This window comes from Psychromonas sp. SR45-3 (assembly GCF_014163575.1).
In the GTDB taxonomy this organism is placed as follows: domain Bacteria; phylum Pseudomonadota; class Gammaproteobacteria; order Enterobacterales; family Psychromonadaceae; genus Psychromonas; species Psychromonas arctica.
This window is the reverse complement of the sequence record NZ_JACJDP010000002.1, coordinates 128179-144304: the sequence shown is the minus strand read 5'-3', so window position 1 is coordinate 144304 and position 16126 is coordinate 128179. Positions and strand designations below refer to the sequence as shown.

The window sequence follows — 16126 nt, the reverse complement described above, 5'->3', positions numbered from 1 at the left end:
CAATGCAGGTAGATTTATTTACAAGTTTTGAAAAGCATTTTAGTGAGTTATTAGCTACGCTAACCGTTACTTCAGCTGAAAGTATTAATAATGATACTGAGCACATTAGCTTAGGTTCTCTTAAGCCGCGTATCGTAGTGGCGTTAAGTGGTGGTGTCGATTCCGTTGTGTTATTGCATTTATTATTCCGTTTTCGACAGAGCTGTGTTCAACAAAGCAGTGACTATTTAACGCTGATTGCACACAATGTTAATCATGGTTTGAGTGACAATGCTGATCATTGGGCTGCTTTTTGTACTGCCTATTGTCAGCAGTTGGATGTTAAATTAATTTGCTCTCAAGTTGATATCGAAAGAAAAAGTAGAACTAGCTTAGAAGCACTGGCTAGAGATGCTCGTTATCAATGTTTTCAAGAAAAAATGCAAGAGCATGATGTGGTTGTTACTGGTCATCATCAAGATGATCAACTTGAAACATTATTATTAGCTTTAAAAAGAGGATCCGGTAGTACAGGTTTACAAGGGATCCGCCTTTTTCAAACTTTTTTTAACGGTTATTTATTACGACCTTTATTAAATTTTTCTCGACAGCAATTGATAGATTATGCTCACCATCACCACCTGCAATGGGTTGAGGATGAAAGTAACCTAAATATCGACTTTGATCGTAATTTTATACGTCAACAAATATCTCCTCTATTAACAGCGCGTTGGCCTGCTATTGCACAGTCAGTATCGCGAACTGCTCAGTTATGTCAAGAGCAGCAAAGTTTATTAGATGAAATGGCAGAACAAGACCTAAGCCTTTGTATAGAAGAACGTTTTTCACAGCAAACATTAACTATTGCGGCTCTATCGAAATTTAGTGAAGCAAGACGAAATAATATATTACGCTATTGGCTTAAAAGTAATGGCTTACAATACCCAAGTAGCAAGCAGTTAATGGTTTTATGGGACCAAGTTGCATTGGCTCAGAGTGATAAACAACCAAAATTACAGATGCCGACGGTGGCTATTTGCCGTTATCAAGGCCAGTTATATATTGTACCTAATCAAGCCCTAAGCTTGCCAGTGCAACCTATACTGTGGTCCGGTGAGTCTATATTATGGTTGCAAGTGGGTTATTTGGGGGTCAATTTTTCGCAGGTAGATAGCTCTCTGTCAAAGCGTTACAAAGTGCAGTGCTGCTTAAGATCTCATTTGAATACTCAGTTAACTTGCTTACCTGAAGGGCGAGATAAAAAAAGAAGTATTAAAAAATTATTACACGAATACCATGTGCCGCCTTGGTTACGTGATCAAGTGGTCTTTATTGTTGTCGATGGTCAACTGCTGGAAGCGCTAGGTTTGTGGCGATGCCAAGTGAAAGACATACCACAAATGCAGATATCACAGCGCTTTTGTTGATGCTTTATGCTGGTATAAGTTTTGATCTGCTGACTCAAATAACTGCATTGAACTGGTGCCAATTTCCCAATGGCTATGTCCTAAGCTAAATGTACAGCCTATCTCTTTTAAAATTGTATTGTTAAGTATCGCTTGATTGATACGCCTATGCACTTTAGCAATAGAGCAGTTTTCAGAGGGTTGTAATATGATCGCAAACTCATCCCCACCTAAACGAAATGGCATATCCGAAGCACGCACACTCTGCGTTAATATTCGTGCAAACTCTTTTAATACTTGGTCACCTTTGAGATGGCCGTAAGTGTCATTAATAGGCTTGAAATCATTAATATCCAATATCATTAATGACAGGCCTAGATGAGTTCGGTTACTTTGTTCAATGGCATACTGAATAGAACTATCATAATAGGCTCGGTTACCAATATTGGTTAGATGATCCTGATAAACCATTGTATTTAACTCAGAGAACTTGAGAGCATGTTTTAAACTTGGCAATAATAATTGGTGTAACTCAGTTAATAATTTATCTTCGTCTAAGGTTAATGCAACTTCACTTTGATAAGTGATAGTGCCTAATCGAGTTGATTGTCCCATTGAGCCTAAATTAAAACTTTTGCTATAACTGTTACGTTGCATTTGCACTAAACTAAAGAAACCATGAGCAGATTGAAAACGAATATTAAAAGGGCGGATAAAGTCTGCCACCAAAGCGGCAAAATTGTTCATCATCTCTTTTAAGTCTAAGTTTTGTTGCAGTGACTCTAAACTTACGAGCTTATCTTCAATACTTAGTAAAGGTTCATTGGAAAATACAGTAAACAGCGGCGCAGTATGTTCGAAAGTACTGTGGCTTGTGTTTGGTATGGTTTCCATGCGAGTTTCCTTATCTATGTCACAATTAGTATTTTGCTAAGTGTGTAACGAAACCTTTGTTACTTTTTAGCACCTACTTTTATTTATTACTACTATATGAATAGTATTTAAACGATTCATTGCAGTATCTATGCCAACTTTTAATTGCTCAATGGCGATACAAACAGAGAAAGATCTTTAGTTGATCTTTAATAATTTATAATTAAGACTTATCAATTTTAGGCTAGCATAATAAGTTGTTGTTATTTGTTTTTTAGTAAATTAAAACAGTCTCTTACATCTACATTTTAAGTAGATGATAATTGGTATCTTTTGTGTAATAGCTTCACTGCAGTTATAGAACGAATGCTCTAAAATAGAAGTCATATTTTTTGAGTGTGATAATAAATAACATTTATTTGTTCTCTCTTATTTAATAGTCGTGAAATTGACAGCCTTTAAGTCAAAGTGTGTAAATGGCAAGCTGTAGATGAATAGATGAATAGATGAATAGATGAAATAAATAAACGAAGAAGAACTGAATAAACTTGCCCAGTGGGTCGTTAGCTCGAAAAGCAATTCAGCGTTGCAACATTCGATAAGGACTAGTCATTGTCATCATGTTACGCCTTGCCTTGCTGTCCAAGCTAACGACTGAATAAAGCATTTCGATTGATAACGGGTATATAAAACCAAGTTGTTAAGTCTGAGTAGAATTTACTTATTCGAGATCAGCTTAATGGATCGCACGCTATTAATTGTTGTGTTTTGTCATTGTTGGCAATTTTTAACATGTTATTCTAAGTCACTACATTCGGTTTTATTGGGTGACAAACAGATTACAGTAAGCTTTGTTTGAGTGTGATTAGGGATTATTTTCGTGAACTTTTGCTCTAAACTATTTTCAAATAAGTTGATGCAGCACTATCACTAGCTCGAGATTAAGTTTACTAACTCGTTTATTGAAATATTTTAAACTCCGTTATTTAATGAGAAATTTATGTCTGAGAATTTATCTGAAGTCTTATTTTCTGAAAAGTTTAATGTGCAAGAAACCTCTACCTTGATAGGCAATAGTGGTTCTAAGAAAAATAAAAAATTGTATAACTCAACCATGGACGGTGAGGAAAAGGTGGGGTGGTATCGACTGCTTAAATTGCTGCAATGGGCTTGGCAGGGATTAGATATTATTGACTGCTATGAAGTGCTTGCCAAAATAAGTGCTTCCACTAATAAGCGCAGTGATCCCGATTTATTAGATACTGTGGTTGGATTCCGTTCGGGTAATTGGAGCTATGAGTGGTCAAAAAAAGCCATGCAATTTCAAAAGCAGGCTAATGAACTCGTACAATACGGTCAAAAAGAACAAGCTAAAAATGCTTATTATCTCGCTTCTCAATATTATAGTGTGGCAAGTTATCCGCATCTTAAGGGGGATGAAAGCAGTATTCAGGCGCAAACGTTAGCATTCAGTAATTATCGTAAAGCTTTTGAACAGGATGAGAACGCCTTATTAAAAGAGATTGAGGTTCCCTTTAAAGGTAAAACAGTACGTTGTTATTTACATTTACCGCACGATCAAACTATCCACCCAGTGGTTATTGTGAGCGGTGGTATTGATACCTTGCAGTGTGATTTATTGCCTTTATTCGAAAAGCAGTTAAAACCCGCTGGTATTGCAATGTTAACTGTTGACATGCTAGGAGTTGGTTTTTCCAATCATATTAAATTAGAGCAAGATACTTCTAATTTACACCAAGCAGTGTTGCATCATATGGATAATGTACCATGGGTAGATCAGTCTCGAGTTGCTTTGATGGGAATGCGTATGGGCGGTAATGCACTAAATCGCTTGGCTTATGTCGAGCCGAAACGAGTACGTTCAGTGGTGAGTGTTGGTGCCGCCGTGGGTAGTGTTTTTGATAGCTTTGATAACTTTTCAAAATTACCTCCAATGACCTTAGATTGCCTTGCTAGTCGTATGCAAATGAGCCATTCCGATGTAGCAAGTTTATATCAACTTTGTGTTCCTTTTTCACTAATTAAACAGGGATTGTTAGGGCGTAAACGTATTAATACGCCGATGCTGAGTATTGGCCATTCACAGGATATTATGTGTAATGAGCAGGACTTAAAATTAATTGCGCGGGCAAGCTATGGGAGTGAGTCTAAGATTATTGACAAACCTCCCATTTTTGACTCTTATTTGAGATCTTTAGAGTACTCTGCACAATGGTTAACAAAACATTTACAAGAGTAAGTGATATATTGAAGATATTATTGATAGCTATTAAATTATACAAGGAAGCCTCTTAACATGTCAGATACTCTCATAAAGGGACCATCACGTGGGCGATTATTCAAGTTATTTACTGATTTTGGACCTTATTTTCGTAAATTAAAGTCAGACGAAAAAACGTTCTTTTTTGATTGTTTAGAAATATGTGTTAATGATAAAAAGGAGCCAGAGGAAAGAATATTTTTAGGTTGGTGGGCTGAATTAACACGTAGTGGTAATACATTTACTTATCAGCGCTATAACGGGCTGTATGATATTGAAGGCAATTGGGTTAGCAGTAAAATAACTAAAAAAGAAATGCTACAAATTGATCAGTCATTTAATACCTTTATTGAAAATTTAACTGAAATGATTGATGTCGAAATGGGTTATGAATTAACAGAGCAGAATAGTTAGCTATCTTTATAAGTTTTAAGCTCTCTATATTTTTGCCCCTTTAATGGGTGCAATAATGATATACTGATCAACAGCAGCTATTTAAGTTGCTGTTTTTTTTTGAGCTCAATGACGGTTATTATTGGTAGATCACCTCATGTAAATTGAGCTTTTTTATTTTTCTGAAATGAAGCATAAATAAATGAACGCGAATAAAAAAACAATTGTAGTTAAATTGGGTACCAGCGTATTAACCAGCGGAACCACTAAGCTAGACCGCGCACAAATGGTTGAAATAGTTCGCCAGTGTGCGATATTGCATCAACAAGGCCACCCTATTATTGTGGTCACCTCAGGCGCCATTGCCGCAGGTAAAGAGCATTTAAATATGCCTAATATTGAGCCCACTATTGCGAATAAACAAATGTTAGCCGCAGTAGGTCAAGGGCAACTTGTTCGAGAATGGGAAAACCTTTTTAAAATATACGGGTTACATGTCGGGCAAATGTTGCTAACACGTGCAGATCTAGATGATAAAGGTCGTTTTCTTAATGCACGTGACACACTCAATACATTATTAAAACACCGTATTATTCCATTAGTAAATGAGAATGACGCAGTGGCTACACGTGAAATAAAAGTAGGCGATAACGATAATTTGTCTGCATTAGTTGCTTTATTAGCGGATGCTGATCAGTTGATCTTATTAACCGATCAACAAGGGTTATTTACTGCTGATCCGCGCAGTAATCCCGATGCAAAATTAATTACAGAAGTGACTGAAATAACAGAAGCTATTCATAACCTTGCAGGCGGAAGTGTTGGTGGGTTAGGGACTGGCGGCATGGCCACAAAAATTGAGTCTGCTACTGTTGCTAATCGAGCGGGTATTGAAGTCGTGATAGCATCAGGCCAGCGTAAAAATGTTATTTTAGATGCCGCAAATGGTCTACCAGTGGGCACAAAATTTGTGTCTGCAAATAACCGTTTAGAAGCAAGAAAAAATTGGATCTTTGCGGGCTCACGCCCAGCAGGAAAGATTGTTGTTGACCAAGGTGCAGAGCAAGCCATCGTTCATGGTGGTAGTAGTTTACTAGCAAAAGGTATTCGCTCTGTACAGTCGCATTTTTTACGTGGTTATGTTGTTTCAGTTTGTAACCATAAAGGTAAAGAGATTGCCCGCGGTATCGTGCGTTATAAAAGCGCCGACATAGAGCGGATAAAGGGTCAACACTCAGATCAAATTGAAAAAATATTAGGTTATGAACACGGTCGGGTTGTATTACACCGAGATGATCTAGTTATTTTATAATCAAGGCTCCCTTATTTTGGAGCCTGTAGAAAGGAGTAGAAATGAATTTACAACAAATAGGTCAACAAGCGAAAGAAGCAAGTTACGAGTTGGCAATCACTGATACGACTACAAAAAATGCAGCGCTTGAAGCGATTGCAGTTGAATTAGAGGCAAATGTTGCAGAAATAGTCGCAGCAAATAAAAAAGATATTGAAGCAGGTAAAGCGGCAGGATTAACCGATGCTTTATTAGATCGTTTGTTATTAGATGAAACACGCTTAGCGGGTGTTATTGGTGACTTACGCAGTGTGATTGGACTTTCTGACCCGGTGGGTGAAGAATTTGATAGTAAGTTATTAGAAAATGGTTTGAAGCTTTGTAAACGTCGCGTACCGGTTGGAGTACTAGGGGTTATATATGAAGCGCGTCCAAATGTAACCATTGATATTGCCGCATTGAGCTTAAAAACAGGTAACGCGAGTATTTTACGTGGTGGTAAAGAAACCATTAACTCTAACTTAGTGTTAGTTAAATTTATTCAAAGTGCGTTAGAGAAAGTCGGTTTGCCAAAAACGTCAGTACAATATATAGAAAATACAGACCGTGCATTAGTAGGTGAGTTATTAAAATTAGATAAGTATGTGGATATGATCATTCCACGTGGTAATGCAGGTCTGCAAAAATTCTGTAAAGAAAACAGTACTATTCCAGTGATTATTGGTGGTATTGGTATTTGTCATTTATTTGCAGAAAAAACAGTGAATGTTGAAAAAGCATTAGCGATTATCGAAAATGCTAAAGTGCAACGTCCAAGTGTGTGTAATGCATTAGATACATTATTAGTTGAAGCTGATATTGCTGAGTCTTTCTTACCTAAACTGGCCGCACATTTATTACCGCTAGGCGTCACGTTAGTGGCGGAAGAAAAAGCGAAAGCTATTTTAGGTGATGATGCACTGCTTGCTCAAGAAGGCGACTTTTCACGTGAATGGTTATCTTTAAACTTAGGCGTTAAAGTGGTGGCTAACTTACATGAAGCTTTGATGCATATACGTGAGCATAGTTCAGAGCATTCCGATGGTATATTGACTAATGACTTTACGGTGGCGAATAAATTTATCAATGCGGTTAACTCGGCAGCGGTTTATGTTAATACCAGTACGCGTTTCACCGATGGTAGCCAATTTGGTTTAGGTGCGGAAGTGGCTGTATCAACACAGAAACTACATGCACGTGGTCCAATGGGCTTACCTGAGTTAACTACCTATAAATGGATTGGTATTAGCGATAACTTAATCCGTTCTTAGGGATGTAATACGAAGCTAAATTTTTAGCTGAAATAACTAAAAAGGGCTTGATACAATTTGTATCAAGCCCTTTTTGTTTTTTATTAATTAATACATTTACTTAGACTGTATCAATCAATCAAACAAGCAATCAAACAAACAAGCAATCAAACAACCATACAATTACATGCTTACATCAGGGCAGTTTTAAAATAACTACAACTAAATAACTTGTGCTTTAAACTGCCCTTTATCAAGGGTCACCTCAACTGTTTCACCAACTTTGAGTTTTGCAGGATCAGTGCTTACTTTGCCTTTTTCATCTTTAACTATTGCATAACCACGGGCTAAGGTAGCTAGTGGGCTGAAGGCATTTAGTTGTTGTATTTGATGATGTAAGTGTTGTTCAGCATTATTTAATTTTGCCGCCATCGCTTGTGTTAATTGACGTTTTAATTGTTGTTGCTTTTGCAGTTCAATATTAATGTGGTGCGCAGGGCTAGCTTGCTGTAATCGATTTTTTAACTGTGAATTTAGGTGTTGTTGCTGTTGCATTTTTTGTTGCATAGCATGTTGTAAACGCAGGCTTAATTCATCTAAATTTTGTGTCTGCTGTTGTAATTTATGTTTAGGATCGTGCTGTAATAAGGTTTGTTTTAATACACTTAGCTGGTGGGTCTTATGTTGCATTCTATTCTGCATAGATTGCTTAAGGCGGGCGACTAAGTTATTGAGTTGAGTAGAAACAAATGTTTTATGTTGGCTTACTAACTCCGCTGCTGCCGATGGTGTCGCAGCTCTAAGATCGGCAACAAAATCACTAATGGTGACATCTATTTCATGACCTACGGCACTGATCACTGGGAGCTGGCTATTATAAATAGCGTAAGCAACATCGGGTTCATTAAAACACCATAAATCTTCTAAAGAGCCGCCGCCACGACCGACGATTAACACATCACATTCATTACGAATATTTGCTAACGCAATTTGTGCCGCTACCGAGAACGCACTACCTTGCCCCTGTACTTGAGTTGGATAAATAACCACCTGTAAGCGCGGGTCTCTACGTTGTAATACACTCAGTATGTCATGTAAAGCTGCACCGGTTGATGAGGTAATAATTCCGACACGTTTGATAATCTCAGGTAAAGGCTTTTTTATCGCTTCAGAAAATAAACCCTGAGCTGCTAATTGGCATTTTAATGCTTCAAATTGTTGTTTTAATAATCCATCACCTTCTGGTGCCATGGTTTCTGCAATTAGCTGATAATCACCACGCGCTTCATATAAGCTTAATTTTCCGCGTACGAGTACTTGTTGTCCATGCTTGGGTGTAAAACCGGCACGGCTGTTATTACCTCTAAACATGGCGCATTTTATTTGTGCACTATGGTCTTTCAAGGTGAAATACCAATGCCCTGATACAGCGATCGTAAGATTAGAAATCTCTCCGGATAACCAAATGACCCCTAACCCTGTTTCTAATAAGGATTTAGCGGCTTTATTAAGTGAGCTTACACTGTAGATATTGCTGTTCTTTATCGCCATAACAAAAATTTTTACCAATTAAATCAGGAGCTAAATATTAACACAGTAAAAACTGTGTATAAAAACATAAATTGTATTGTACTTATCATTGTTTACGATTAAAATCCCACCGCAATATCATACCCAAGCAATTTTGGGTATATCTAAAATGCTCCCAACTATAAGTGAGATATTGCAATGCTAAGAATAGCAAAAGACGCGTTAACATTTGACGATGTATTATTAGTGCCAGCCCACTCGACTGTACTGCCAAACACTGCCGATCTAAGAACCCTATTAACTCAAAATATTTCGTTAAATATACCGGTTGTTTCTGCTGCGATGGATACGGTAACAGAGGCACGCTTCGCTATTGCTTTGGCTCAAGAAGGCGGCATGGGTTTTATCCATAAAAATATGTCTATCGAAGTACAAGCTGAGCAAGTTCGTTTAGTAAAAATTCATGAAAGCGGTGTTGTTGCAACGCCTATTACTGTTTCTCCCTCTACAACGTTAGGTGAAATCAAGGAGCTAACTGAAAAACATGGCTTTGCTGGATACCCAGTAGTTGAAGATTCAGGTGAACTAGTCGGTATTATTACTGGCCGTGATGTATTATTTGAAACGGACTTAACAAAACTTGTTTCTGCAGTAATGACCAGAAAAGCAGAGCTAGTGACTGCTAAATCAAATACTCCTCGTGATGAAATTGAAGCATTAATGCATAAACATCGTATCGAAAAAGTATTATTAACTGATGATAACTTTAAACTTAAAGGCATGATCACGGTTAAAGATTTCCGTAAAGCGGAACAAAAACCAAATGCATGTAAAGACGAATTAGGTCGTTTACGTGTAGGTGCGGCTGTTGGCGCTGGCGCAGGTAATGAAGAGCGTGTTGATGCACTAGTAGAAGCGGGTGTTGATGTGTTATTAATTGATTCATCACACGGCCACTCTCAAGGTGTATTAGAGCGTATTAAAGCAACACGTGCTGCTTATCCTAATTTAGAAATAATTGGTGGTAATGTTGCTACTGGTGATGGTGCTAAAGCATTAGTAGCAGCTGGTTGTAGTGCGGTTAAAGTAGGTATCGGCCCAGGCTCAATCTGTACTACACGTATTGTTACAGGCGTAGGTGTACCGCAAATTACTGCTATTTCAGATGCAGTTGATGCATTAGAAGGTACTGGTATTCCTGTGATTGCCGATGGTGGTATCCGTTTTTCTGGTGATATTGCTAAAGCGTTAGCTGCTGGCGCATCATGTGTGATGATGGGGAGTATGTTTGCTGGTACAGAAGAATCGCCAGGTGAAATTATTTTATTCCAAGGTCGTTCGTACAAATCATACCGTGGTATGGGATCTTTAGGGGCAATGTCTCAAGGTTCATCGGATCGTTACTTCCAATCTGATAATGCTGCAGACAAGCTGGTACCAGAAGGTATTGAAGGTCGTGTTGCTTATAAAGGTAAAGTAAAAGAAATTATTCATCAGCAAATGGGTGGCGTACGTTCATCGATGGGGCTGACCGGTTGTGCAACCATCAAAGAAATGAATACAAAAGCAATGTTTGTGAAAATCACAAGTGCAGGTATGGGCGAAAGCCATGTACATGACGTTGCTATTACTAAAGAAGCACCTAACTACCGTAGTGGTAGCTAAGTAAAGAAACGAGTTTAATGTGCAAATAGACATATAACTATTTATTAAAAACAAAAGGTTTTATTGATAAACCTTTTTGTAAATAAGCACTTAGCTCAGCTTCCTTAAGTTATAAATTAAAAGACGATATATATCGTCTTTTATTATTTTTAGAAACTGAATAAAGAAAATTAAAGGACAATATAATGAGTAAGAACATTCATGAACAGCGTATTCTAATATTAGATTTTGGTTCTCAATACACTCAATTAATCGCGCGTCGTATCCGTGAAATTGGTGTTTACTGTGAACTTTGGAGCTGGGATGTTAATGAAGAGGACATCAAAGAGTTTAATCCTAACGGTATTGTTCTTGCTGGTGGCCCTGAAAGCGTTATTGCCGAAGGATCTCCTCGTGCGCCTGAATATGTATTTACAGCTGGTGTGCCAGTATTAGGGATTTGTTACGGTATGCAAACAATGTCTCACCAATTAGGTGGTGCGGTGATTAAAGGTGAAGGCGAAGGCGAGTTTGGTTATGCCAAAGTTGAAGTACAAGCTGAATCGGCATTCCTTAACGGTATTCAAGATGCATTATCTGCAGATGGAAAAGCATTATTAGATGTATGGATGAGCCATGGCGATAAAGTGTCTGCTATCCCTGCTGACTTCACTACGGTTGCTAATACCGCAACGTGTCAATTTGCTGTCATTGCTAATGAAGAAAAACGCTTTTATGGTGTTCAATTCCACCCAGAAGTAACGCATACCGCGCAAGGCGAAGGTATGTTACGCAACTTCGTGGTGGATATTTGTGGTTGTGAAACATTATGGACACCTGCATCAATTATTGATGATGCTGTTGCTCGAATGAAAGAGCAAGTAGGTGATGATGAAGTTATTCTTGGTTTATCTGGCGGTGTAGATTCATCTGTTGTAGCGATGTTATTGCAACGTGCTATTGGTGATAAGTTAACGTGTGTATTTGTTGATAACGGTTTATTGCGTTTGAACGAAGGCGCACAAGTAATGGAAATGTTTGGTGATAAATTTGGATTAAATATCGTCCATGTTAATGCTGAACACCGTTTTCTTGAGCAAATGGCTGGCGAAAATGATCCAGAAACGAAACGTAAAATAATTGGTCGTGTTTTTGTTGAAATCTTCGATGAAGAATCTAAAAAATTAGCTAATGCAAAATGGTTAGCACAGGGCACTATTTATCCTGATGTGATTGAGTCTGCTGCTTCTAAAAATGGTAAAGCACATGTGATTAAATCTCACCATAATGTAGGTGGCTTACCTGATGATATGGAAATGGGATTAGTTGAACCTTTACGTGAACTCTTTAAAGATGAAGTACGTAAAATTGGTTTAGAACTTGGTTTGCCATATAACATGTTATACCGTCACCCGTTTCCTGGACCTGGTTTAGGTGTTCGTGTCTTAGGTGAAGTGAAGAAAGAGTACTGTGATTTATTACGTCGTGCTGATGCTATCTTTATTGAAGAGTTACATAAAGCTGATTTATACCATAAAGTAAGCCAAGCGTTTGTTGTGTTCTTACCTGTACGCTCTGTGGGTGTAATGGGTGATTGTCGCAAATATGATTGGGTTGTTTCACTTCGTTGTGTTGAAACGATTGACTTTATGACGGCTCGTTGGTCTCACTTACCGTACGAGTTAATCGGTCACGTTTCTAACCGTATCATCAATGAAATTGATGGTATCTCACGTGTTGTGTACGATGTGTCGGGTAAACCACCTGCTACTATTGAATGGGAATAATCATCAATAGATAATGACTGTTTAAACTAAAGCAGTGGTTTAATATAAAAAGGTGGCTTATTAGCCGCCTTTTTTGTTTTCAACTTATTAAGCTTTAATAAGGAAATATAATGATCGATACATTTGGTTTGTTATGCAGTGCAACCTTTATTAAAAGTCCCTTTTATAATCAACGGCCTGATCAGGCTGAAATTAGTTTACTGGTGATTCATTGTATTAGCTTGCCGGAAGGGAAGTTTGCAACGGAGCATATTAAAAACTTATTCACTGGGTGCCTAGATTGCTCCGCCGATCCTAGCTTTGTTGACCTTCAAGGTTTAGAGGTCTCTGCTCATTGTGTTATTCGTCGTGATGGTGCAATAGAGCAATATGTCCCTTTTATACAACGTGCGTGGCATGCAGGTGTTTCAAGTTTTGAGGGGATAGCTGGATGTAATGACTTTTCTATTGGTGTTGAATTAGAAGGCACAGATTGCAGTCCTTATACTGAATTACAATATCAAGCCTTAGCGGAAGTGACACGACAGATACAACAACAGTATCCTTTAATTACTAACAAACGTATTGTTGGCCATAGCGACATTGCACCGGGTCGTAAAACCGACCCTGGTAGTGAATTTAATTGGCCATACTTTTTTCAATTATTAGCGTAAATAACTCCTATTAATACTTTTTATTAGTAATCAGTGTTAAGCCCATACGGTCTTTTTTGAATGCTAGAGATCATAGTTAAAGTAACCAGAGCTAAGGGGATATCAAGTACATTAGAGACTTGCGAAAGTAAATTAAGATTGACTAATTCAGTAAAGCATTTGAATTGAAAGTGACTATGCAATGGGGGAGTTCATTAAAACTTCACCAATCAGAAGCAGGTTATTGCGAATTACATCTAGATAAAGACACTAGGACATTATATTTAGACAGAAGCAACACCTTGATGCGTGAAGGTGATAGCGTAAGAGAACTGTCTCTTATGGATTCTGAATCGGTATAAGTGCATATACTTTCAGACAATTCCTCTCTAGAGTTGTACATCAATAATGGTTCTGCTGTAATGTCTGCGCGTATTTTTACACCGATAACAGCCACATTATTGAGCCGCTCAGGTCAGGTTGATATTGACGTTTGTTGGATGTTAAATAAAGCGGCATCTCCTTTTGCTAACTGATTAAACGTCTCTGACAATAACAAGATTACCTTTTTATTGATAATATTTTTTAACGCTGTATTAGTGATGATTTGTCAATATTGAATTTGATTTATTTTTCATTTTTTATGGCGCGAAATATCCCGCTACTATAATACGCTTATCAAAAGCAATAATAATCCCAGATCCCCTTTTTTATTGGTTATTTTTGGCTTATATGATGTAAGTCAATAGGCTGTTTATTACTTTTAATTTAAGCTTGATTGTTTGCCTAATTAAGCGCTAAATGATCTATATTTGATATAGAAAGTGACATCTGTTTAGCACCTAAATTAAGGGAGGGAGTATGTTAAATAACGATCAACGATATATCAGCAATTTGAGTAAAGATACCTATGCCATTATTTTAGCTGGAGGACGCGGTAGTCGTTTATTTGAGCTCACTGATCGCCGTGCTAAACCCGCCGTTTATTTTGGTGGCACATTTCGTATCATCGACTTTCCTCTTTCTAATTGTTTAAATTCAGGTATTGGGCGTGTGGGTGTGGCAACACAATATAAATCACACTCTTTAATTAGTCATATACATCGTGGATGGGGGACTTTCAAGGCTGATTTATCGGAGTTTGTTGAGGTATTACCTGCATCACAACATAAAATGAATGATTGGTACTCAGGTACTGCTGATGCGGTATATCAAAATATAGAGATTATTCGCACTCACAACCCTAAGTACGTCTTAATTTTATCGGGTGACCATGTTTACCGAATGGATTATGGTAAGTTATTGATGCAGCATGTGAATAATAAGGCGGATATGACGGTGTGCTGTATTGAGGCAAGCATTGAAGACGCCGCTGGCAGCTTTGGTGTGATGACTGTCGATGAAACAGGGAAAGTGAGCGCATTTAATGAAAAGCCAAATACGCCAAATGAAATACCCGGTAAACCAGGCTTCTGTTTAGCATCAATGGGAAATTATGTTTTTAATACTGATTTCCTATTTGAGCATTTAAATAAAGATGCGTGTGATCCTAACTCAAGTCACGATTTTGGTTTAGATGTTATTCCTTCTATTATTAAAGATTACGATATATTTGCTTATCCTATTGAAGATCCAGATGCTGACAAGCAAGCTTATTGGCGAGATGTAGGCACAATAGATTCACTTTGGGAAGCCAATATGGAGTTAATAGAGCCAGAGCCGCAATTCGACCTTTATGATAGATCATGGCCTATCTTTACTTATCAAAGTCAGTTGCCTCCAGCTAAATTTATCTTTGACAATGATATTCGTCGAGGTACCGCACTCGACTCTACCGTTGCTAGTGGTTGTATTATTTCTGGCTCAACTATTCGTAAATCAATATTATATTCAAGTGTGCATACTCATTCTCACAGTTTAATCGAACAATCGGTATTAATGCCTGAGTGCGATATTGGCGAGAACTGTAAATTGTTTAGAGTCATTGTTGATGCTAATTGTCATATTCCAGCTGGATTAATTATTGGCTACGACAAAGAGCAAGATATTGCGAGAGGATTTCGTGTATCGGACAAAGGTATTACTTTGGTTACTAGTACGATGATTCACAAACTAGCGGAAGCAGAAACAAAGCATAAAGCAGAAACAAAGCATAAAGTAGAAACAAAGCATAAAGTAGAAACAAAGCATAAAGTAGAGACGACTCGTTTATCAAAGGTTTGATATTCTGCTATAGAATCTTGTTCTGTTATAAGTCATCATCATTGACGACGGTGATGACTGTTTTTTATTGGTGTTGCTTTCGTAAATTAGCTCATACAGAGTTTGTTAATGTTGGATTCATTAATGTCTCTGATCCATCCTAAATTGCTATATTTCTTAATGCTAGATTGCTTGATAGTGAGCTGGTTGTCCTGACAATTATGTATTATCCACTTACCTTTTAATGCGGTAGCTAGAATATTTATATTAGAAACATCTCACGATTCTGAACGTTACTCAATTTTTTTCCTTTATCTAATACTATTTACAATATAATAAGTTACTGTTTTTTTATTAAAATAATCCATTTCTTGATTGTAAGTTTTATAAAATAAGTACTACCTGCGATCTTCGGCGCTTTAATGACGGTGGTCTTAAGCTTTTCTCATTTAATCTCATTTAATCTCATTTAATCTCATTTAAATTTTGATCTAACTTTCTTACAGCGTTAACCATATTATGTTCCTTCGGATTGATTAACGTTGAATATGGGTGAGAGCAGGTGAATAGTAATAAATATTACTTAGGTGGCAGATGTCAAAACTGCTGCGGATATTTTTGCTACGTGGATTAAGTTAATTTTCGCTAATTAAAGTTAACTTAGAAGTAACTTATGTAAATCAATAGGTTTGATAAATCGATCAAGCAAGCTGACCCTCAATATTTTTCTTGTCATATTAATAGCTATTTAAACTGCCACTTCAATGCATATTTAAAGTTGATTTTTTTTATGAAAACTTGCTTTTAAAAGTTGGATTT

At 37.3% G+C, this 16126-nt stretch carries 13 protein-coding genes; 11 read left to right on the top strand and 2 right to left on the bottom strand.

Annotation, left to right across the window (positions count from 1 at the left end; all coding sequences use genetic code 11):
- The first annotated feature begins 2 nt into the window (after nt 1-2).
- Nucleotides 3-1406 carry a tRNA lysidine(34) synthetase TilS gene (gene tilS, locus H5084_RS01970; protein WP_182689369.1) on the top strand — a complete coding sequence of 468 codons (1404 nt, stop codon included), beginning with the start codon at nt 3-5 and terminating at the stop codon, nt 1404-1406.
- Here tilS and H5084_RS01965 read toward each other — a convergent pair.
- Nucleotides 1389-2279: a GGDEF domain-containing protein gene (locus H5084_RS01965; protein WP_182689368.1), complete on the bottom strand. Its 891-nt coding sequence runs from the start codon at nt 2277-2279 to the stop codon at nt 1389-1391. The two genes, tilS and H5084_RS01965, sit on opposite strands and share 18 nt — an antisense overlap.
- A gap of 979 nt (nt 2280-3258) precedes the next feature.
- Here H5084_RS01965 and frsA point away from each other — a divergent pair.
- The 4 genes from frsA to H5084_RS01945 all read left to right on the top strand — a co-directional run bounded on the left by frsA (nt 3259) and on the right by H5084_RS01945 (nt 7533).
- Nucleotides 3259-4518: an esterase FrsA gene (gene frsA, locus H5084_RS01960; protein ID WP_182689367.1), complete on the top strand. Its 1260-nt coding sequence runs from the start codon at nt 3259-3261 to the stop codon at nt 4516-4518.
- A 57-nt stretch (nt 4519-4575) separates the two neighbouring features.
- Nucleotides 4576-4953, top strand: a complete 378-nt coding sequence (crl, locus tag H5084_RS01955; protein ID WP_182689366.1) for a sigma factor-binding protein Crl — start codon at nt 4576-4578, stop codon at nt 4951-4953.
- Nucleotides 4954-5134: 181 nt separating this feature from the next.
- Nucleotides 5135-6244: a glutamate 5-kinase gene (gene proB / locus H5084_RS01950; protein WP_028867475.1), complete on the top strand. Its 1110-nt coding sequence runs from the start codon at nt 5135-5137 to the stop codon at nt 6242-6244.
- 41 nt (nt 6245-6285) lie between these two features.
- A complete protein-coding gene (locus H5084_RS01945; protein ID WP_182689365.1) occupies nt 6286-7533 on the top strand; it encodes a glutamate-5-semialdehyde dehydrogenase in 1248 nt (415 codons plus the stop codon).
- Between the two features lie 201 nt (nt 7534-7734).
- Here H5084_RS01945 and xseA read toward each other — a convergent pair whose 3' ends face one another.
- On the bottom strand, nt 7735-9063 hold the full coding sequence (gene xseA, locus H5084_RS01940; protein ID WP_028867477.1) for an exodeoxyribonuclease VII large subunit: 1329 nt from the start codon (nt 9061-9063) through the stop codon (nt 7735-7737).
- Between the two features lie 177 nt (nt 9064-9240).
- Here xseA and guaB point away from each other — a divergent pair, with 177 nt between their 5' ends.
- The 6 genes from guaB (at nt 9241) to glgC (ending at nt 15328) form a co-directional block, all read left to right on the top strand.
- Entirely contained in the window at nt 9241-10707 is a 1467-nt protein-coding gene (gene guaB, locus H5084_RS01935) for an IMP dehydrogenase (RefSeq protein WP_182689364.1), read from the top strand.
- Between the two features lie 185 nt (nt 10708-10892).
- Nucleotides 10893-12473, top strand: coding sequence for a glutamine-hydrolyzing GMP synthase (gene guaA / locus H5084_RS01930; RefSeq protein ID WP_028867479.1), 1581 nt, complete (start codon nt 10893-10895; stop codon nt 12471-12473).
- Between the two features lie 110 nt (nt 12474-12583).
- Nucleotides 12584-13126 (top strand): 1,6-anhydro-N-acetylmuramyl-L-alanine amidase AmpD, encoded by a 543-nt coding sequence (gene ampD, locus H5084_RS01925; RefSeq protein ID WP_182689363.1) that lies wholly within the window; start codon nt 12584-12586, stop codon nt 13124-13126.
- A 164-nt stretch (nt 13127-13290) separates the two neighbouring features.
- Nucleotides 13291-13467, top strand: coding sequence for a hypothetical protein (locus H5084_RS19625; RefSeq protein ID WP_259396663.1), 177 nt, complete (start codon nt 13291-13293; stop codon nt 13465-13467).
- Complete coding sequence (locus H5084_RS19620) at nt 13468-13641, top strand: GH32 C-terminal domain-containing protein (RefSeq protein WP_245600356.1); 174 nt, start codon at nt 13468-13470, stop codon at nt 13639-13641. It begins immediately after the preceding gene.
- A gap of 325 nt (nt 13642-13966) precedes the next feature.
- A complete protein-coding gene (glgC, locus tag H5084_RS01915) occupies nt 13967-15328 on the top strand; it encodes a glucose-1-phosphate adenylyltransferase (protein ID WP_182689362.1) in 1362 nt (453 codons plus the stop codon).
- The last annotated feature ends 798 nt before the right edge of the window (nt 15329-16126 follow it).